The sequence below is a fragment of the Pseudomonadota bacterium genome (genome assembly GCA_026388255.1).
GTDB lineage: Bacteria > Desulfobacterota > Syntrophorhabdia > Syntrophorhabdales > Syntrophorhabdaceae > JAPLKB01.
Genome location: JAPLKC010000050.1, coordinates 1 through 21,204, shown reverse-complemented (window position 1 = coordinate 21,204; position 21,204 = coordinate 1). Strand labels below are relative to the sequence as shown.

20 protein-coding genes are annotated in these 21,204 nt (G+C 44.0%); 19 read left to right on the top strand and 1 reads right to left on the bottom strand.

Going from position 1 to position 21,204, the window contains the following annotated elements; all coding sequences use genetic code 11:
• Positions 1 to 310: response regulator (locus NT178_06880; GenBank protein MCX5812252.1), on the top strand; the 310-nt coding region annotated here is incomplete at its 5' end.
• A 476-nt stretch (positions 311 to 786) separates the two neighbouring features.
• Entirely contained in the window at positions 787 to 1,227 is a 441-nt protein-coding gene (locus NT178_06875) for a response regulator (GenBank protein ID MCX5812251.1), read from the top strand.
• 28 nt (positions 1,228 to 1,255) lie between these two features.
• Here the strand turns inward: NT178_06875 and NT178_06870 are convergent, their stop codons facing one another.
• Complete coding sequence (locus NT178_06870; GenBank protein MCX5812250.1) at positions 1,256 to 1,975, bottom strand: queuosine precursor transporter; 720 nt, start codon at positions 1,973 to 1,975, stop codon at positions 1,256 to 1,258.
• Positions 1,976 to 2,192: 217 nt separating this feature from the next.
• Between NT178_06870 and NT178_06865 the strand changes: the two genes are divergently transcribed.
• The 17 genes from NT178_06865 to NT178_06785 form a co-directional block, all read left to right on the top strand.
• Positions 2,193 to 2,687, top strand: coding sequence for a phosphatidylglycerophosphatase A (locus NT178_06865; GenBank protein ID MCX5812249.1), 495 nt, complete (start codon positions 2,193 to 2,195; stop codon positions 2,685 to 2,687).
• 23 nt (positions 2,688 to 2,710) lie between these two features.
• A complete protein-coding gene (locus NT178_06860; GenBank protein ID MCX5812248.1) occupies positions 2,711 to 3,190 on the top strand; it encodes a CinA family protein in 480 nt (159 codons plus the stop codon).
• Positions 3,187 to 3,741 (top strand): RNA 2',3'-cyclic phosphodiesterase, encoded by a 555-nt coding sequence (gene thpR, locus NT178_06855; protein MCX5812247.1) that lies wholly within the window; start codon positions 3,187 to 3,189, stop codon positions 3,739 to 3,741. Before NT178_06860 ends, thpR begins: the two co-directional genes overlap by 4 nt.
• Positions 3,742 to 3,901: 160 nt before the next feature.
• On the top strand, positions 3,902 to 4,909 hold the full coding sequence (gene recA, locus NT178_06850; GenBank protein MCX5812246.1) for a recombinase RecA: 1,008 nt from the start codon (positions 3,902 to 3,904) through the stop codon (positions 4,907 to 4,909).
• Positions 4,906 to 7,536 carry an alanine--tRNA ligase gene (gene alaS / locus NT178_06845; GenBank protein MCX5812245.1) on the top strand — a complete coding sequence of 877 codons (2,631 nt, stop codon included), beginning with the start codon at positions 4,906 to 4,908 and terminating at the stop codon, positions 7,534 to 7,536. The genes recA and alaS overlap by 4 nt, the downstream gene beginning before the upstream one ends.
• The gene (locus NT178_06840; protein ID MCX5812244.1) at positions 7,533 to 8,204 is read left to right on the top strand and encodes a Crp/Fnr family transcriptional regulator; all 672 of its coding nucleotides are present in this window, start codon (positions 7,533 to 7,535) and stop codon (positions 8,202 to 8,204) included. Before alaS ends, NT178_06840 begins: the two co-directional genes overlap by 4 nt.
• Positions 8,205 to 8,292: 88 nt before the next feature.
• Positions 8,293 to 9,591 (top strand): TolC family protein, encoded by a 1,299-nt coding sequence (locus NT178_06835; GenBank protein MCX5812243.1) that lies wholly within the window; start codon positions 8,293 to 8,295, stop codon positions 9,589 to 9,591.
• The gene (locus NT178_06830) at positions 9,591 to 10,751 is read left to right on the top strand and encodes an efflux RND transporter periplasmic adaptor subunit (protein ID MCX5812242.1); all 1,161 of its coding nucleotides are present in this window, start codon (positions 9,591 to 9,593) and stop codon (positions 10,749 to 10,751) included. Before NT178_06835 ends, NT178_06830 begins: the two co-directional genes overlap by 1 nt.
• A gap of 13 nt (positions 10,752 to 10,764) precedes the next feature.
• A complete protein-coding gene (locus NT178_06825) occupies positions 10,765 to 13,869 on the top strand; it encodes an efflux RND transporter permease subunit (GenBank protein MCX5812241.1) in 3,105 nt (1,034 codons plus the stop codon).
• Positions 13,870 to 14,090: 221 nt separating this feature from the next.
• Positions 14,091 to 14,660 (top strand): ParB/RepB/Spo0J family partition protein, encoded by a 570-nt coding sequence (locus NT178_06820; GenBank protein ID MCX5812240.1) that lies wholly within the window; start codon positions 14,091 to 14,093, stop codon positions 14,658 to 14,660.
• Positions 14,661 to 14,742: 82 nt separating this feature from the next.
• A complete protein-coding gene (locus NT178_06815; GenBank protein MCX5812239.1) occupies positions 14,743 to 15,033 on the top strand; it encodes a hypothetical protein in 291 nt (96 codons plus the stop codon).
• Positions 15,034 to 15,235: 202 nt separating this feature from the next.
• The gene (locus NT178_06810; GenBank protein ID MCX5812238.1) at positions 15,236 to 16,018 is read left to right on the top strand and encodes a transporter; all 783 of its coding nucleotides are present in this window, start codon (positions 15,236 to 15,238) and stop codon (positions 16,016 to 16,018) included.
• A gap of 432 nt (positions 16,019 to 16,450) precedes the next feature.
• Positions 16,451 to 17,071, top strand: coding sequence for a hypothetical protein (locus NT178_06805; GenBank protein MCX5812237.1), 621 nt, complete (start codon positions 16,451 to 16,453; stop codon positions 17,069 to 17,071).
• Positions 17,072 to 17,160: 89 nt separating this feature from the next.
• A complete protein-coding gene (locus tag NT178_06800; GenBank protein MCX5812236.1) occupies positions 17,161 to 17,454 on the top strand; it encodes a hypothetical protein in 294 nt (97 codons plus the stop codon).
• A 109-nt stretch (positions 17,455 to 17,563) separates the two neighbouring features.
• A complete protein-coding gene (locus tag NT178_06795) occupies positions 17,564 to 18,817 on the top strand; it encodes a TolC family protein (GenBank protein ID MCX5812235.1) in 1,254 nt (417 codons plus the stop codon).
• Positions 18,814 to 19,893, top strand: coding sequence for an efflux RND transporter periplasmic adaptor subunit (locus NT178_06790; protein MCX5812234.1), 1,080 nt, complete (start codon positions 18,814 to 18,816; stop codon positions 19,891 to 19,893). Before NT178_06795 ends, NT178_06790 begins: the two co-directional genes overlap by 4 nt.
• Positions 19,890 to 21,204: efflux RND transporter permease subunit (locus NT178_06785; protein MCX5812233.1), on the top strand; the 1,315-nt coding region annotated here is incomplete at its 3' end. The genes NT178_06790 and NT178_06785, both read left to right, overlap by 4 nt.

The following is a 21,204-nucleotide window of genomic DNA, read 5'->3' as shown; positions in this document are numbered from 1 at the left end:
GGAAAAAATTGAAAAGGAGGAGCACTTTATGGCTGAGTCTGTTTTAAATGGTAAAAAAATACTCGCAGTTGATGATGAGCCTGATGTTTTGACGGTTCTCGAAGAAGAGATTATGGATACCTGTCCACAATGCACCTTTGATAAGGCCACCACATATGAAGAGGCGGCAAACAAGCTGGAATCCAATGATTACGATCTTGTTATCCTGGATATTATGGGGGTCAGTGGTTTTATTCTTCTCAATATGGCTGTGAAGAAAAATTTAAAAGTTGTAATGCTCACCGCCCGCGCCTTGACCGCTGAAGCCTAGAAACAATCATATGAAAAGGGGGCACGGGCATACCTGCCGAAAAATAAGCTCGGCGAGATCGTGCCCTTTCTTGAAGATGTACTGAAATATGAATTCGAGCCTGGCTGGAAAAGACTCTATGATAAATTGCATAGTTTCTTTACAGAAAAATTCGGAGCGGATTGGGATAAAAAACAGGATTGAACCTCCCCACAGCTACTGGGTATCCAGTAGAATGGGTAGCATGATTATTCCCTCTCTCCCTTAAGGGGCGAGGGAATATGGTTGCTATAACGACATGGGAGGCCTCGGATTCGGCCTTTCACGTTTAAGAACCATCCTGGAAACAATGAGCGGAACCATTAACTGTCAAGCAAGGAAGGAGGAGGGACATGTTTTATAATACGAATCCCATCCCTTTAGGAAAAAATTGAAAAGGAGGAGCACTTTATGGCTGAGTCTGTTTTAAATGGGCAGTTGATGATGAGCCTGATGTTTTGACGGTTCTCGAAGAAGAGATTATGGATGCCTGCCCAAAATGCATCTTTGATAAGGCCACCACATATGAAGAGGCGGCAAATAAGCTGGAATCCAATAATTACGACGTTGTAATCCTCGATATTATGGGAGTCAGCGGTTTCGTTCTTCTCAATATTGCTGTGGAGAAAAATTTAAAAGTCGTAATGCTCACAGCCCGCGCCTTGAGCCCTGAAGCCCTGAAACAATCATATGAAAAGGGGGCACGGGCATACCTGCCGAAAGAGAAGCTCGGCGAGATCGTGCCCTTTCTTGAAGATGTACTGAAATATGAATTCGAGCCTGGCTGGAAAAGACTCTTCGAAAAACTGCACGGTTTCTTTACAGAAACTTTTGAATCGGATTGGGAAAAGAAAACGGGAATGAATTGGCGTGAATGGGGAAGGTCCTCCGGAATGTAACATAGATTAATAGTTTATTGTTATTTTACTACAGGAGATCGCTTCGCCTGCTGGAATCTATGATTAAGAACGGGTTGAACCGTGTGTCATAGTCATAGTAATCAATACCTTCACGGCGTTTAAGGAACAGCACGATCCGGTAAGTTGCTGGTGTTAATACGGCTTCATATGCTGATTTTACAAGCCACTGGGTTATAACTGCGTTTACAAGCCCTGATGCAGGAATAACGCCTGCAAATGCGAGCACTATAAACACCAGTGAATCAAGCCCCTGCCCTACAAGTGTCGAGCCGATGGTCCGGGTCCACAGCCACCTGCCCTTTGTTGCACATTTCATTTTTGCAAGCACATAAGAGTTCGCAAATTCACCAACCAGATAAGCAATAAAAGATGCGACCAACAATCGGGGCGTATAGCCCAAAATACGTTCATATGCAGCCTGTCCATCCCAGAATGAAGCCGCAGGCATAATCTGTCCAAGCCAGATAGCAGTTACCGAAAAGAGGTTGCATAAAAAACCCAGCCAGATTACACGTCGTGCTGTTTGGTAACCATATACCTCGGTGAGTACATCGCCGAAAATATAGCTTATCGGGAAAACAATTATCGCAGCAGGCATAACAAAACCAAATATGTGTATCAGTTTTATAGCAGTAATATTCGATGTGATGAGGCAGGCAGTAAATATAGCTGCAACCAGCACAAACCAGAAAGAATATCCCGACTTTTGAACCTGTTTTTCGGACATCTGTATCTAAATTAGCTCAATAGCGAGGATAGTTCAACTAAAAACTGAATCCATGACGCTTAACAGGTTTACTTTGGACATTGTGTTTGTTACAATAACCTCAATCACAGGAAGATGGCATATATGAGGGTGTTGTTGCAAAAATCGCTTTTGGCACAGATCGAGTGTTATAATACAATATATATCTGTCAGGCTATGCACGGGAAAGGGCACTAAATTGGAAACTACTGATAAAAGTTCGGCATTGTCTAAATTGACAAACAATTTCCTGCTTTTCATCGTTACCTGCGGGTTTATCGGTTATCTGCCCGGCGCGTCCGGGACGTATGCATCAATCCTCGGATGTATTATTGTCTATTTCTTTACCTTCAGTTCTTTTTCCGGGAATGTGGTTTTTATTTGCTGCTTGACCGTGTGCTCAATTGTCTGTATTAACCTCCTGAAATATGACAGCGAAGATCCTTCCTATATAGTAATAGACGAGCTTGTGGGTATGCTTGTTACAATGGCAGGGCATGAGACGAATCTCTTGAACATCATTAGCGGCTTCATTCTCTTCAGGTTTTTTGATATAATAAAGCCGTACCCTATACGGCGTGTTGAACGCCTTAAAGGGGGTTATGGCGTTGTTGCCGACGATGTGCTTGCCGGTATTTTTGCAAACCTGCTTATGTATTTAGGATACATGGTATTTAAAATCATAAGGGGATAAATTTAAACAGCAGTGAACTTCAAATGAAGCTGGAAGAAAAAATAGGATCGATATTAAGAGAAAGCAGCTTGAAGATTGCCACAGCCGAATCGTGCACGGGCGGGCTTATAGCAAACAGGATTACCAATATAAGCGGGGCATCGGAATACTTTGAGGCAGGTTTTATAACATACAGCAACCAGGCGAAAACGGTTTTTCTCGCTGTTCCGGAAGAAGTTATTACAAAAAAAGGCGCTGTGAGCCATGACGTTGCCGGGTTGATGGCAGAAGGCGTAAGGCGGGCGGCAGGAGTGGATATAGGGCTTTCCGTGACAGGCATTGCAGGCCCAGCAGGCGGCACGCTTGAAAAACCTGTTGGAACGGTTTATATTTGTATCTCCTGTACAGTCGGAACCTTTGTTCGTCGTTTTTTATTCGACGGAGACAGGGAGGAGATAAAAAAACAGACTTCCGATGCTGCACTAATACTTGTCCTTGACTACCTTGAAGGCAGGCTTATATGAGGGCATTTTTAGCAATGGAGATTTCTGATGATGTTAAAAAGTACCTTAAAACCGTAATAAAATTTACAGCAACCCACATTGACGGGGTAAAGTGGGTAAATGAGGCGGGCCAGCATATAACGCTTAAATTCTTTGGCGAGATTGAAGACAAAATGGCATGGCAGGTAAAAGAATCAATATTGTTCATAGAAAGAAAATATGCCCCTTTTGCAGTGACAATAAAAAGCATCGATGCCTTCCCGGACAGAAGGAGGGCAAGGGTTATTGTAATCACATTAGAAAATGGGGTTGACAACATAAAAAACATATACAATGATATAGAGGAAAGCATTTTGACTCTGGGTATTGAAAAGGAAAAAAGGCCCTTCGCGCCGCATATCACAATCGGGAGAAGGAAAATGCCTGTGCCCTTACCTGATAAGGCGATTAAAGAGATAGAGAGGATAAGTTTTGTTGCAGGCTCCATAGTGCTTTTTAAGAGCACCCTGAGACCGGAAGGCGCGCTGTATACACCGGTATGGGAGTTAAACCTAAAAGGCAGTGGAGGATAACCAGCAAGATAAATTAAGGATATGGGACATTTTTTAATACGTTCCAATGTGTAAAGCGATAAGGACATACAGGCAACCCCGCAGATTAAAGGAAAACGGTCGCCCCGATCCCGCAGAAGGCGGAATGGGCGCCTAACAGAAACAAAGGGAGGTATAAAAGGTGAGAGAAGAGGAAAACAGGACAAAAGCAATAGATATGGCTGTATCCCATATCGAGAAGCTTTTCGGGAAAGGCTCCATTATGAAGCTGGGAGAGAAACCCATAGAGGCCGTGCCTGTTATAGGCACAGGTTCTATTGCGTTGGATGTAGCACTCGGAGTTGGAGGCCTGCCCAGGGGCAGGGTCATCGAGATATTCGGCCCGGAGGCATCAGGTAAAACAACGCTCGCATTGCAGGTTGTGGGGGAAATCCAGAAAATTGGCGGAACAGCTGCATTTATAGACGCCGAGCATGCGCTTGATGTTGCCTATGCAAAAAAGATCGGTGTAAAAACAGACGAGCTACTCATTTCCCAGCCGGATACCGGTGAACAGGCCCTTGAAATTACTGAGATTCTCGTGAGGAGCGGAGGTGTCGATATTGTTGTGGTCGACTCTGTTGCCGCCCTTGTACCAAGGGCAGAGATCGAGGGGGATATGGGCGACGCCCATATGGGTTTACAGGCACGACTTATGTCCCAGGCATTACGGAAACTCACCGCAACGATAAGCAAATCAATGACTACCGTCATATTTATAAACCAGATCAGGCAGAAAATAGGGATAATGTTCGGAAACCCCGAGACCACCACAGGGGGGAATGCATTGAAATTTTATGCTTCTGTACGGCTTGATATCAGAAGAATAGCTTCCATCAAAGATGGTCAGGAGGTTGTCGGAAGCAGGACAAGGGTAAAGGTCGTAAAGAATAAGGTTGCTCCACCGTTTAAAGAAGCTGAGTTCGATATAATATTCGGACAGGGCATATCAAGAGAAGGAGACCTGGTTGACCTGGGTGTTGATGCAGGTATTGTTGAAAAAAGCGGCACCTGGTACTCATATGGTGATATACGGATCGGACAAGGCAGAGAAAATGCCAAGGATTACCTTAAAAAACACGGAGAGGCAGCAAACGAGATTCATGGAAAAATACTTGCCTATTACGAATTAAAGAAGGGTGACGCGTGACATCAAAGGAAATACGGAAGAAGTTTTTAGATTATTTTTCATCAAATGGCCACACTGTTGTGCCAAGTTCATCTCTGGTGCCGGACAAGGACCCCACGCTCCTGTTCGTTAATGCCGGGATGGTGCAGTTCAAGAATACATTTCTCGGGATTGAGAAAAGACCGTACAGCACTGCAACCACATGCCAGAAGTGCGTACGCGCCGGCGGTAAGCATAACGATCTTGAGAATGTTGGGAAAACATTGCGGCATCATACGTTTTTTGAGATGCTCGGCAATTTCTCCTTCGGGGATTATTTTAAAAAAGAGGCTATAGCCTATGCCTGGGAATTTTTAAAAGACGTAGTAAGGCTTGACGAAAACAGAATGTGGATTACGGTATATGAAAAAGATGAAGATGCTGAAAAGCTCTGGAAAGATATAGGTGTCCGGGAAGACAGAATTGTCAGGCTCGGCGAGAAAGACAATTTCTGGTCCATGGGGGATGAAGGCCCATGTGGTCCCTGCTCGGAGATCATCTATGACCTTGGCGAAGGAATAGGATGCGGGCAACCCTCATGCAAGGTAGGCTGCGATTGCGACAGGTATCTTGAGATCTGGAACCTTGTATTCATGGAATTCGATAGGGCAAAAGACGGCTCGTTGAAGAAATTGCCCCGCCCTTCCATAGATACAGGTATGGGGCTTGAGAGGATTTGCTCGATACTCCAGGGGAAGATAGGAAATTATGAGACAGACCTGTTCAGCCCGATCCTTGCAGCGATCGGGGATATTGCAGGATGTACATACGGCAACGATGCAAAGACGGATATTGCTATGAGGGTCATAGCGGACCATATCAGGGGCGCAACCTTTATTATAAATGACGGTGTTCTGCCTTCAAAAGACGGCAGAGGCTATGTTTTGAGAAGGATTATACGGCGGGCATTAAGGTACGGTAAAAAAATAGGCATAGAAAAAGAATACCTGTACAAGCTCTCTTCAGTAATTGTAGATGTGATGGATGATGTGTATCCAGAAATTAAAAGCAACCATCCTTACATAGTGCGTGTTCTGAAAGGCGAAGAGGAGAGGTTCATTGAAACCCTTGGCATAGGCATGAGAGTATACGAGGAAATTGCCGATGAGATAAAATCAAAAGGCGGACACACCATACCCGGCGAACTTGTCTATAAACTTTACGACACACACGGTTTTCCCCTCGATATTACAAAAGAGATAGCAGAGGAAGACGGCCTTTCTGTTGACATGCCCGGCTTTGAACAGGCACTCGGCGAACAGAAACAAAGGTCAAGGACAGGCTCAAGGATCAAAGGCGAAACCCTGGATGAAGGGCATGCTGCAATATTGAAGGCAGATACGAAAAACATCTTTGTCGGATATGAAGACCTTGAGGCAGACAGCATGATCTTAAACATTGTCAAAGACCAGGGCATGGTTGAAGAACTTGGCGAAGGCGAAGAAGGAAGGCTCTTTTTCGATATAACACCTTTTTATGCACAAAGCGGCGGTCAGGTTGAGGATGAGGGGATCATTGAAACGCCTGCCGGAAAAGCAAGGGTTATTAACGTTGAAAAGATAAAGGAAGACCTTTTCTCGCACAGGGTTATTGTTGAAAAAGGGGTACTGAAGAAAGGCGACGGGGCTCGCTTATCGGTTGATAAAAACAGGCGTAAGTCTGTGGCAAGAAACCATACTGCGACACACCTCCTCCAGTATGCATTGCGGCAGGTGCTCGGGACACACGTGAAACAGTCAGGTTCCCTTGTGGAAAAGGACAGACTGAGGTTCGATTTTACCCATTTTCAGGCCATAAGCCATGAAGAAATAGCACAGGTTGAAGACATCGTGAACAGAAAAATCATGGGGTGTACAGATGTCGTTACCGATATAAAAACACGGGAGGATGCGATACGGGAAGGCGCAACCGCCTTATTTGAGGAAAAATACGGTCAAAACGTGCGGGTTGTCGGTATAGCCGATTTCAGTAAAGAACTTTGCGGAGGCACCCATGCGAGAAACACCGGAGAGATAGGCAGTTTTTCCATCGTAAGCGAGGGCTCCCTTGCATCCGGCGTAAGGAGAATAGAAGCGGTTACCGGGGAAGCGGCTGTTGTATTCAACAGGGAGAAGAAGCAGACTATCAATGCAATTGCCCTGGTATCCAATATTGAGTCTGCAAAAGTCCTGGAGAAGGTTCAAGGGATTATGGAAGAACTGCGGGAAAAAGAAAAAGAAATTGAAAAACTGAAAAATGAGATTATCATATACAGGGTTGATGATGCCCTGCAACATGCCTACGAGAAGGACGGGGTCAGGATTATATCCATCTTTACTGACAACGCAAAGGCGGATGATCTGAGAAAAATGACCGATATAATCAGGAGCAAGGCAAAAAGCTGCATCGCACTCGTCGGAACAATAGATGAAGCAAAAGGGATGCTCGTTGTTGCAGTGAGCAAGGATATTCAGAACACATACAGTGCAGGAAAGATTGTCAAAAAGCTCGCAGAAAAATATAATGGAAAGGGCGGCGGCGGGCCTCAGATTGCACAGGGCGGCGTTCCTGCCGAGGCGCTCGCGAATGCAATAAAAGACATACAAACGGTACTGGACAGCCGGACATGAAGCAATATATCGACAACATAAAGACTGTCCACCTGTTCTCCGCATTGAAATACAACGAGATAGAGGCAATCTCCAGGATAACGGCGCTCAAACGCTATCCAAAAGGTTATGTGGTCTTTCAAGAGGGGGAACAAGGGGATGCCCTGTACATTATCGTTAACGGCAAGGTAAAGGTGTCGATCTACGACGAGGACGGCAGGGAATATATCCTTGATATAATAGGAAAAGACGGCTTTTTTGGAGAACTTTCTCTTATTGATGAACTGCCGAGGTCTGCAGATATCATAACGACTGAGGACTCGACATTTTTAGTTATAAAGAGGGTTGAATTCTTAAAGCTCCTCGTAGATAATCCCGTAATCACCCTGAGCATACTGAAAACCCTGTCAAAAAGACTGAGGGCTGCAGATGAAAGGATCAGGGGATTTGCCTTTTTAAGCGTTGAAGGAAGAATCCTGAAATACCTAATAGATATTGGCGAGAGAACGGGCGTTAAAGTAAAAAATTATCTGATCATAGAAAACGGTCCTTCACAAATTGAAATAGCAAGCTCATGCGGATGTTCGCGCGAGACTGTTTCAAGGATGATAAAAAATCTTGTCGAAAAAGACGTCCTCAGCTCTGGAAAGAGGCGCTACACTATACACCTCCCGGAAACGTCCTTCTAATAACATCTTAGCCTGCCCATTCTTGCATAAACATCTTTAAAAGGCTTGACAAAAAGAATCCTTTAAAATATTATGTGAAAATCCTGTTATGAATAAAATCAATATATTCTGGATAATTCTCGTTTTTATCATACCGTTTTCCGTATACGCAGATGAGCCGCTGATTAAAAACGGTGAACAGTTGAGCATGAAAAGGTGTATAGAGATAGCGCTGAAGATACAACCTACTCTTATGCGTGACAGGTATGTGGTCATGCAGAAAGAAGCCCAGCTTGGCCAGGCAAGAGCAAGTTATTTTCCAAAGGTGGACACATCTGCCAATTTCACCAGAAATTATCCCGTTAGCGATACCAAAGACCCCTTATTCTCAGGGCTTTATTTAAGTCAATACAACAAGAATCTCGGCAGCGCCACATTAAACCAGACAATTTACGATTTTGGGCGGACACCTGCAAATGTGTTTATAAAAAAATTGAACCTGGAGTCATCGCGTTTTGATCTTGATACGACTGCCATTACGGTTTCTAATAATGTTAAAAGTTCTTATTACGGGGTCTTAAAGACAAAAAAATCAAGGGATGTGAATATAGAAACGGTAGCACGATTAAAGCAACATTTTGATCAGGCAGTTATGTTTTTTGAAGCGGGGAAAAAACCGAAATATGATGTGACAAAGGCAGAGGTAGATTTGAGTAACGCGAAGTTAAACCTGATCGGTGCGGAAAACGATTTGAAAATCGCATGGATTATGCTGAACAATGCAATGGGTATAGATTTGGCATATGAATATCAAATTGAGGATAGTCTTTTTTTTGAGAAATATGAATTGGACGTTGAGGATATCATCAGTAAAGCCTATAAAAATAGACCCGATATGAAATCGTTGATTGCTCAAAAAGATTCAGCAGAAAAAGCTGTTGAGCTTGCAAAAAGGGAATATTATCCACAATTATCGGGTGTTGCTGCATATAATGCTATAGGCAGTCAGTACCCTCTTGGTCAGGGCTTTCAGGCAGGCATTACAATGTCAATGAATATTTTTGATGGATTCTTAACTACAAACAAAGTCGCTGAAGCAATTGCAAACAAGAAAACAATCGATGCCAAGATAGACTCGCTGAAGCTACAGATCCTGCTTGATGTAAAACAGGCATATTTAAACCTGTTAAAGGCCAAAGATTCAATTGCAAATACTGAAGTACAAGTAAGGCAGGCAACGGAAAATCTTGAGCTTGCGAACCTCAGATACGGCGCCGGAATTGCAGACCCCCTTGAAGTCACGGATGCTTCCGTTTCATACAGTCAGGCAAAGTTATCCAACATAAGCGCACTCTATGATTACAAGATTGCTCAGGCAAATATCGAAAAAGCCATGGGGAATAAATAATGAAAAGCAAAAAAGTCACAATAATTGTAATTGTCATTGTTCTGGTTATCGCCGGTTATTTTGCGTTATCGAAAAAGAAACCGCCGCCTCCGGTAAAACACAGCGTGCCTGTCCTTGCAGGAAAAGCTGTTCAGAAAACAATGCCTTTAATAATAGAGGCAATCGGGTCAGTTGAAGCAAATAATAGCGTTACCATATATTCCCGCGTGGTAGGACTGCTTCAAAAAATCCATTTCAAAGAAGGACAGGATGTTCAAAAAGGCGATCTGATTTTTACGCTGGACCCGGCGCCCTTTAAGGAAAAACTCAGGAACGCCGAGGCAAAGCTTGCGCAGGATACGGCCCAATTAAAATATAACGAATCAGAGGCAAAACGCTATGCCTTTCTCATGGAAAAGGGCGCTGTTTCCAAATCTGACTTTGAGAACAAACAGACGCTCGCAGCTACCCAGGAAGCAATTGTCAACGGAGATAAGGCCGATGCAGACAATGCCCGTTTAAATGTAGATTTTTGTTATATCCGCGCCCCCCTTACCGGCAGAACCGGGGCGTATATTGTCCATGAAGGGACAATGATAAAGGACAATGACACTAAACTTGCTGTTATTAATCAGATAATCCCTATATATGTAAAATTTTCCGTTGCCGAGAAACAGCTTCCCGATATACGGAAATACATGGCATCAAATAAATTGAAAGTACGGGCCTTTACACCGGGTTTCCAGGATAAAACACTGGAAGGCACTCTTTCATTCATCGATAATACCGTAGACCCTGCAACGGGAATGATAATGCTTAAAGCAACCTTTGCCAATAAGGATAAATTTCTCTGGCCGGGGCAATTCGTAAACATAGTCCTTCAACTAACCGAGGAACCGAATTCCATCGTAGTCCCTGCGGCGGCTGTTCAGATAAGCCAGAGCGGATCATACATATTTGTCGTGAAACCGGACAAAAAGGTTGAATATCGGCTTGTCACAGTATCAAGGACTATTGGCAACGAAACAGTCATAACTAAAGGCATCCTTGCAGATGAAACCGTCGTTACAGACGGCCAGTTGAAGCTTCGTGAAGGCTTTCCTGTAGAAATCAGGGATTTTTTGACACCGGCAGTATCCGGCGCTACTGCCAAACCCGTTGATACGCCTAATAAAAAGTAAAAGGCATCTGTAAGTGAACCTTTCTGAAATATGGATTAAAAGACCGGTTATGACCATTCTGGTCATGTTCGGCGTACTTTTTTTCGGTATTTTAAGTTATACGTCTCTGCCGATCAATGACCTCCCGGCTACGGATTTCCCGACCATACAGGTAAGCGCCTCAATGCCCGGCGCAAGCCCTGAAACCATGGCATCCAATGTTGCAAAACCTCTGGAAAAATATTTTTCAAGCATAGCGGGATTGACATCCATGTCGTCCCAGAGCTTTAAGGGGAGCACCACCGTCACACTTCAGTTTACACTGGACCGCAACATCGACAACTGCGCCCAGGATGTAAACGCAAAGATCAACGCTGCCACAGGGGAGCTCCCCATGCAGAATATGCCGGGTCCTCCCACCTTCGACAAGGTGAATCCCTCTGACCAGCCGATCATTTACCTTGCCCTTACTTCCAACACCATGCCCTTGAACAAGCTGAACGATTACGGGGAAAATTTTCTTGCACAAAACTTCTCTACAGTAAACGGTGTATCACGGGTCATCGTATACGGGCGAAAGTATGCGGTTCGCGTTCAGGTTAATCCAAAGCTCCTTGCCAACAAAGGCATCGGGATAAACGATGTTGAGAATGCGGTAAAAAAAGGCAATGTGAACCTGCCGGGCGGGACACTGGATGGTCAGTTCCAGGCTTTTACCATTGATTCCAACGGTCAGCTTCTCGCTGCCGAACCATACCGGCAGATGATTGTAACATACAACAACGGCAAACCTGTCAGAGTCAAAGATGTGGGTGACGCCATTGACGGCGTTGAAAAAGACAAACAGTTTGCCGCATGGTTCGGGACAAAGGAAAAATTTCAATACGCCATCGTCCTTGCCATAAAAAAACAGCCCGGCGCAAATGCCGTGAAGGTATCCCAGGGCATCAAGGATATTATTCCGAAGTTGAAAACCATGATACCGGAATCAATAGAATGGCATACGATCTATGATTCCTCGGAATACATTGAAGAATCCATTGCGGACGTGCAGTTTACCCTGATCCTGACGATTTTTATTGTTCTCATCGTCATATTCTTGTTTTTGAGGTCATTCAGGTCTACCATAATACCGAATATCGCGATTCCCCTTTCGATTATCGCCACCTTTTCTGCAATGGACCTGCTCGGATACAGCCTTAACAACCTATCCCTTATGGCCCTCGTCCTTGCTGTGGGGCTCGTTGTGGACGACGCCATAGTCATGCTTGAAAATGTCGTCCGCCGCATGGAGATGGGCGAGGATGCCATGACAGCATCGCTGAACGGCTCAAAAGAGATCGGTTTTACGATCATCTCGATGACCTTGTCTCTCGTGGTAGTTTTTATACCTATCCTTTTAATGCCCGGCCTCATCGGGAAGCTTTTCCGTGAATTTGCAGTGAGCATTGCCGTGGCAATCCTGCTTTCAGGCTTTATATCCATCACTTTGACCCCCATGCTTTGCAGCAGGCTTTTGAAAGGCTTTTCCGGAAAAAAGAATGAGGGAGGGTTTTACCAGAGCATCGAGCACATTATTGAAATGGGGACTGAATATTATGGATCGACCTTGAAGTTTGTTCTCAGACACCGGCTGATGACGCTCGTTTTTACCATATTCGTTATGATCGGCACAGCCTTCATGTTTATGAAAATACCTAAGGGCTTTCTGCCGAGTCAGGATCAGAATTTCTTTTCTGCCTGGGTTCAGGCGGCAGACAGGATCTCCTTTGACGACATGGTTAAACATCAGGCAGCAGCAAATGAGATAGTGCAAAAAGAGCCTGATATCGAGACCTTTGTTTCCGTTGCAGGGCTAAATACATACAGCCAGGGCGTCATATTCGTTAAAACGAAAAATCTGCATCAAAGAAAGAGGTCGATAGATCAGATTATTGATGATATCCGGCCCAAGCTGAATAGTATTCCGGGGATTTTTGTCTTTCCTCAAAACCCTCCGCCCATCCAGATAGGCGCAGGTTCTTCCCTTGCCCAATACCAGTTTACACTTCAGGGCTCGGATATCAGTGAACTTTATAAATTTGCAGGTATATTCGAAACCAGGATGAAGGGCATTCCCGGCTTGACAGACGTTAATACCGACGTGAAACTGAACAATCCTAAGATATACATAAACGTGGACAGGGATAAGGCGTCATCACTGGGGCTTTCTTTTGATCAGGTACAGAATACCTTTTTTTCCGCTTATGCGTCGCGCAAAATATCAACGATATATGCGGAGCTTAACGAATACTACGTGATACTCGAAGTTCAACCGGAGTTTAAGCAGGACCCGAATGCGCTTTCATACCTTTACATCCAATCCAATGCCGGAAAGCCTATCTCGTTAAGCACTGTGGCGCGCCTTGAGGAAACGACAGGCCCGACAAGCGTCAACCATACAGGTCAGCTTACGTCCGCCACTGTTTCCTTTAACCTGAAACCGGGTTACTCGATAGGCAATGCCGTTGAAGCCACAAAAAAACTCGCCACAGATATGAATATCCCCACGAGTGTGTCATACAGTTTTCAGGGGTCGGCGGAAGAATTTCAGAAGTCATTCGGGAGCATGGGCTTTTTGCTGGCGATCACGATCCTTATACTTTACATGATCCTCGGCATCCTCTATGAAAGCTTTATACACCCCATTACCATACTGACAGCTCTCCCGCTTGCAGGGTTCGGCGCTATACTCACGCTGCTTATCTTCGGCAGGGAGCTTGACATGTACGGTATGGTGGGCATTATACTTCTTATCGGCATCGTTAAGAAGAATGGCATTATGATGGTTGACTTTGCCCTTGAGGCTGAAAGAACTGAGGGGTTAAACTCCGAGGACTCTATCCATAAAGCATGTTTGATACGTTTCCGTCCGATTATGATGACCACGCTGGCGGCACTTTTTGGTTCCATGCCCCTTGCGCTCGGCATAGGCGCAGGAGGAGACGCCCGTCAACCCATGGGACTTGCTGTTGTTGGCGGTCTTCTCTTTTCACAGCTTATGACTCTCTATGTAACACCGGTATTTTACGTCTACTTTGACGGACTGAACAAGTGGCTCACCACGGGAAGACACAAAAAAGCAAGTCAACCTGAATAATGCATTTATCTCTTATTGCCGGGATTTATCGTTTATTGCAACGGTATCAAATGGGACGGGGTTGTCTTGGGGAGATCGTAATAACTTATTGATAAATAAAATGTTTTTGTTGCGATCTTGTACTCGAACTACCACTGCTTTGTCTCTCGCAGAGTATACAGAGGAAGAAGGATTTATACGGCTTTATCCGTTTCACGAAATTTATTAAGGGGGATCAAGATATGACTGAACAAAACAAGGTTGAAAGTCCGGAATTTATGTACCTGCCTCTGGAAAGCATTATTGTGGAAGAACAGATTCGCTCAGGAATAAATACGGAGGGTGAGTCCTTCAAGGCACTTATGGAATCTATCAGAGACCGGGGCGTACTTGAACCTGCCCTTGTTACACAAAAGGACGGTAAGTATCTGCTCCTCTGCGGAGAACGCCGTTATCTGGCAGCACAGAAGCTCGAACTTCCATCCATCCCTGTGCGTGTTGTAGATGCAGTAACCCAGAAATATGAGATACTTGCCTTGCAATTAACAGAGAACCTCCAGAGAGAAGACCTGAATCCCATGGATCAGGCAAGGGGGATGCTTACATATATTCAGGCAAAACATCCTGATAAAGGGTATGATTTGGACGGAGTGATGAGTGAATTAGTAATGTACAATCGGAGGCTCGAAGACCTGCCGGAACAATTTGCGTTCACTGTGAACGCAATTATAGAAATCTCCGGAAAGTCTTATCCCACCTTGTTCCGCACGATTTCACTTTTAAAACTTGCTCCTGATAAAACTTTCTCCTGAAATTCAGGCCGCTATTCGGGAGGGAAAACTGCCTGTTTCCCAAGGATATTTCTTTGCCGCGAACCTCGAATGTCCCGATCGCATGAAGATATTCGATGCTGTCATAAAGACACCGGTAACAAATGCTACATTAGAAAGAATACTCACAGCATATAAAAAAGTTAAACCTGACTCAACTGATACGAAACCCAAATCCGTTAAAAAACAAGTTAAAAGCCTGGTATCCATAAAGACAGATTTTGAAAAGGGCCTTGGAACGTATGTAAGGGAAGATATTGAAAAATTATTATATGAGCTTCAGGTTTTCTGTGATTTTGTACAACAACAGGCGCCCATGGCTCCATACGGTAAGAAAAGACCACCACAAGTGTAATAATCCGTGAAGCCCACGCAAGCGAGGACAGGCGCAAGGGAAGCTGGCATGAAGCATGAAGATAGACAAGTGTGATTCAACTTCTGAAACGAATTTTTTTAGGGAGACAGGTCGATCCAAAGGGGGATGAAAATTCAGGCAGCAGGTTTAGGAGTAAAAATAATTTGACAAAAACCGCCCGTAAAGGCTTAATTAAGATAAGATGCCGGTTAAAACATTCATCGTATTTTTGATCGTTCTCGTGCTCTTCGGAACTGCGTTCGCCGGCCGTCCTTTGATTACCGATGATACCGGCACTCAGGGGAAAGGAAAATATTTGCTTGAATTGGGCGGAGAATATTCCACTGACAATGATGAGGGCGTAAGGGTAAACAAAAAAACAATAGGGTTGGAATTAGATTATGGGATAAAAGACAACATCGACTTCATCATCTCTTCCGGGTATCAAAACTTCCAGATCAATAATGAGGGAATAACAAGTTCGCCTGAGGGAATCACTGACACCCTGATGGAATTGAAGTGGCGCTTTTATGAAAATAAAAATGGATTGAGCCTTGCAATCAAACCGGGCATTATTCTACCCACCGGTGATTATACAAAAGGCTTTGGCGGTGGGGATGTGAGGCTTGGAACCGGGGAGGTCAGGTACAGATTCTACTTCGTCGGCACGAAGGAATTTAAACATGCTGCATTTCATTTGAATCTCGGATATATGAGAAATGAGGCCAGGTATGATGCGAGAAAGAATTTGTTGCACGCATCCCTTGCAGGGGAATGGAAGATAACTAAAAAATTTAAAATTGCGGTAAATATTGGAGTTGACACAAGCCCTGACACTGATTCGTGCATCGATCCTGTTTTTCTTCTGGGTGGTTTTGTTTACTCGCTTTCAGATAGAATTGATCTTGATCTTGGCGTAAAGCGCGGCCTAAGCGATCCGGGATATGACCTTACTTTTATCAGCGGTGTTTCTATAAGGTTTTAAAACGCTATAGATGGATCTGGGTTACCCATTGCCTTGCTAACGAATATCCCATAACGGTTTTTACTCGAATTAATAATACGATAGATTATATGCAAAATGTGGTTTTTTGATTAGACAAGTATTTACTTTTTCATTGAATTCCGCCATATTTTGATATTATCATTGAAAATAAAATTATTTTTAAATCAAGTAGTTAAATGCAGTTATTAAGAATAGGCAATTATTAGCAAGTATCTCTATTATAATCAATAAGTTATGGAAATTACCAGTTTGGAATATCCGTTTCAAAGAAATGCTTGAGGTGAAAAAATCATGATTTTCGCAAAGACTTTATTTTATTTATTATTTATTTTTCTATCCATTGCTTTCGTCCGGCCGGTATATGCTGTCCGCCCCTTTGTAACTGATGACGCGCGTGTTGTAGGAGAACATATGGGACAGATGGAGACCTCAGTCCGGTATTCCCGGGACTCTTTTTCAAATCTGAGCCTGGTTGCCCTGGGACCGACGAAGAACTCGGAAGTAACAGTGGGTTTTGCAGGCGGTTTTCCTATTGACATGGAATCAAACCGGAGTTTCTCTGTAACCGGGCCTTTAATACAGTTTAAATACCTTTTATGGGAGGCTAAGCCCAACAGCTATCCCGGCATGGCAATGGCCGTCGGCGCTTCTCCGCCATGGGGTAGGGGCGATTTCAGGCCGGAACAATGGAATGGATTTGTCTATGCTGCTATGACAGAATCCTTGTTTGACCGGGAACGGGTGCTTATCCATGCCAACCTTGGCATATCCACCAGCAGTGAGGTTACCGTTGGAACATGGGGATTGGGCACGCAAATCCGCATGATCGGCGGCTTACATGCCGTCATGGAAATCTTCTGCAACGATCCCTACGCAGGGAAGAGTGGGGGTGCGTACCAAGTCGGTTTTAGGCATATAGTAAGCGACAGCATCCAAATCGATCTTACTGGCGGGTCAGGACTCTTCGGGAGAGAACAGATTAACTCCTTTGTGGGAATGGGTATTAGGTTTGTAAGCGATAAGCTGTGGTAAACATGGATGTGTGTGTTTTAACATTTCAATTTACATCCCCCCTCTTCTGTGCTATATTTCACAAATATATTCGGTAAACAGGATTTTATATGATATATACAAAAACCTTTTTTAAGGCCATCAGCGTTGTTTTTATTATCCTTTTTTTGACCTCTATTTTAACTATCGAGTCTGAGCAGATAAACAGGAATTCAAAAATAAAATTTCCTGTCTGTGTAGATTCCGGGGTTGAGTTGGCCCCAACGGCTTACTACGATCCGATGCCATATCTTCTCGATACTTCTCCAGGGTTCTTGCTGTCTACCAGCATGGAACGCATCATAAGCCAGCTCCACTTATCATCTCACCTCTATAGGGGGCCGCCGGCAGCACATATTGTGTAACAAACCTGTATCCCTCTAAAATCTGACAGCACATTAGCAAAATATAATCATATACGGTTGTTTCAGGTTTAAGCAGGAATTGAAGGGAAAACTTTATTTGAGGTAGTTAATGATATTGATAAAAAAACCGATACTGCATATATACATAATGTTGTTTTTTATCGCATCGGCTGTAACGTCTGCGGCATGGTGTTATGAAGAAATCAAGCTCGATGAAGCTCTCACACAATTTTATCAAAATAATTTTGACATTATTGCGAGTAAATACGATATTGACAAGGCTTATGCCGATTATATAACAGCCAAACTATTGCCGAACCCGAACCTCTCTGTTAACTACAACAATCTTGCCATGTCCCGAGGGAAAACCAACAGGTGGGACAATACACAATTAACCGTACGGGTGGATCAACTCATAGAGACAGGTGGGAAAAGAACTTTAAGGACCGGTGTTGCCGCAGAAACCCTTGAAGCAACACGAATATCCCATAAAGATGTGATAAGAAACCTCCTCATAGGTTTTTATAATCTCTTTTATAACCTCAACCTCGACGATTTAAGTATTGAATTTGCCCGCAGCGAACTTGTCCGGTATGACAGGTTGCTACAGGTTGCAGAGAAACGATTCAACACAGGGTTTCTCTCCCCCATCGATTATACAAAACTTAAAGTTGCAAGAATCGACCTCGAAAATAATGTGACCAACCTGTCCACGCAATGGGCCAATGATATCGACTCATTCAGTCTCCTTCTCGGCAGCGACATACGACATAAACCCGCAAAAGTTTATGCCCAGGACCGTTACCCTGTTTTAACGGAAGCAGACCTTGTTTCCGTTGCAAATGAGAACAGGCATGACTTGCTGTCGCTTCAGCGGCAGCGAAAGTCGGCAGAACACAATCTTGCACTTGGGAAGGCATACAGGATTCCAGATTTTTCCATAGGCGGCGAGTATGATTCCACAGGCAATCCTGCTACATCAGGCGTGGGGATGGGCATCAGCATCCCTATTCCTTTCTTTAACAGATATCAGGGGGAGATTGCAAAACGTACTGCCGAACTCAAACAGATCGATGTGCAGCTTGCAAAGACAAAAAGAAGAGTCGCATCGGATATACACCTGGCACTTAACAATTATGCTGCGGCAATGAAAGTCTTCGAATCCTACAGAGACAATAAAGAACAAATGGATACCCTCATGCAGAACAGCGAAAAGGCCTTTTCTTTAGGCGGAATAACTGTGCTGGAACTACTTGACACTCATAAAACATACAGAGACTTCATCACAAAATATCACCAGGCTCTTATCCAGTCAGTGCTCAACAGGGATCTCATAAAAGTATATACAGGAGAAATAAAATGATGAGGCGGATTATTCCATCATTCATTGTACTCATGCTCATCTTCATGGGGTTAAGCTGCAACAAGTCTCCCCAGGCTAACACAAAAGAAAAGAGACAGGATGTTAAAACGCTCAAAGTCGCATGTATGGAAGTTCAGACCTTCATTGAAGCAACGGGAAGTGTACAGCCCGATCTCACCGGCAGTTCACGGTTAGCTTCCCCCCTTACAGGAACGGTAGGGCAAATCTTCATTAAGGTAGGCGACAGGGTGAAAAAGGGTGATCCCTTGCTCCTTATAAAAAGCCCGGAAGCTACGGATACATATTCAAGCTACCTCTCAACGGTAATACAATTAAATCAGGCAGAGCGGATATACAGCCTGAATAAACAACTTTTTGAAATTGGGGCTATTACAAAAAATGACCTTTTGAACAGCGAATCATCCTTCAAACAGATCAAGGCTGTTTCAGATGGTATAAAAAGAAAGCTTCAGCTTTTTGGGTGCCATATTGAAGACAATATTGCTGAAGTAAAACAAACCTGTTCTGACGCAGTGACTGTAAGGGCGCCAATAGATGGGTATGTAGCCGACATCCCTATTCATGTGGGTGATAGGGTTGACACATCAACGCCATTAATGACCATTGCAGACCCGCAGAACATTGTTATTGTGGCCAATATTTATGATACCGACATCCCGAAGATCAAAAAGGGAAATACTGTTCAATTCTCTACGGATACGTTCCATGATCTGTCTTTCTCCGGAGTTGTAACCTACATAAGCGACATCTCTGATACCGAATCAAAAACTGTCAAAACCTTTATCAAGATTAATGACAGGAAAGACATCTTTAAACAGAACATGTTTTTAAAAATTAAGATTCAGCAGAAGAAGATATCGCTGCCTGTTATTTCTCAGTCTGCGATGATATACAAGGAAGGTAAGTTTTACGTTTATATCCCGAATAAAAACAATTCCTATGATCTGAAAGATATCCGTCCCGTCAGGGAAATGCCTGATAAGACCGTGGCCATTGAAGGCCTCAATGAAGGGGACACTATCGTTATTTCTGCAATAGAGCTTGAAAAACCATGAGACGATTAACAATATTCATAACAACCCACGGTGGGTTATTTCTTGTACTTGCAGCTACCGTCTTCATCATCTCTCTTTTTGTTGTAAAAGGCTTGAATATCGAGGCCTTTCCGGACCCATCGCCTCCGATGGTGGAAATAGTCAGCATTTATGAAGGTAAATCCACCGAAGAGGTGGAAAGAAGGGTTACCATACCTATTGAGATAGCCCTTGCCGGCATGAGAGGGCTGGAAAGGGTCAACTCGGTATCACTTTACGGCCTTTCTGACATTAAATGTAAATTTTCCTACGATATACCCTACAGGGAGGCGAGGCAGGAGGTTCTAAACAGGCTTGCCGATATGTCCTTGCCCGACGATGTAAAACCAAACCTTATTGCCAGCCCTATGGGTGAAGTAATGCAGTATACAATCCAGGGTTCCAATAATCTCATGGAATTAAGGACGTTACAGGACTGGACTGTAGGGCGCTCCATCAAAACGGCACAAGGCGTTGAAGATGTCGCAAGTTACGGGGGTTACATTAAGGCTTATGTGGTGAGGGTTGTCCCCGAAGACCTAATAAAATATGGAATTACCCTGTCCCAGATAATCGATTCCCTCTCGAAGTCAAACATCAATGTGGGTGGAAGGACTATTGAATTGGGCGATCAGTACTATATGGTACGGGGTCTTGGACTCATAAAGAGCATCGAGGATATTGAAAACAACGTGGTGGCATATAAGAGCGGGAAGCCTATCCTCATAAAGAACATTGCCCAGGTAAGCCTTGGAAATATCCCGAGGACGGGTATTGTTATACTGAATGGTAATGACGATGTGGTAATGGGAAATGTAATCCTCAGGAGAGGTGAAAAGAGTATACCATCCATAAAAGCGGTCAACGAAAAAGTAAAAGAGCTTAATACAAAAATACTCCCGAAAGGCATCCAGGTTGTACCATATTATGAACGATGGGAGCTTGTCAGTACTGTAATCAAAAGGGTTGTCGAGTCGGCTTCACTGGGTGTGGCTCTGGTAGCAATAACAATCTTTGTTTTTTTAGGGAATGTCCGTGCGGCAATTATGACTTCCCTTATTATACCGATTTCACTCGCCATTACCCTTGCCGTCATGGCAATAACCGGTGATTCCGCGAATCTCCTGTCAATAGGCGCTATCGATTTCGGGATAATTGCGGATATTGCCCTTGTTCTTACGGAAAACTATATACGTGTTTCGAGAAAATACGGGTCATTGAAAGGCTCCCAGGCGAAGGCAATGCAAGAAAGATCACTGGTGAAGGCTGCAAAAGAGGTGGGTGGACCCATAA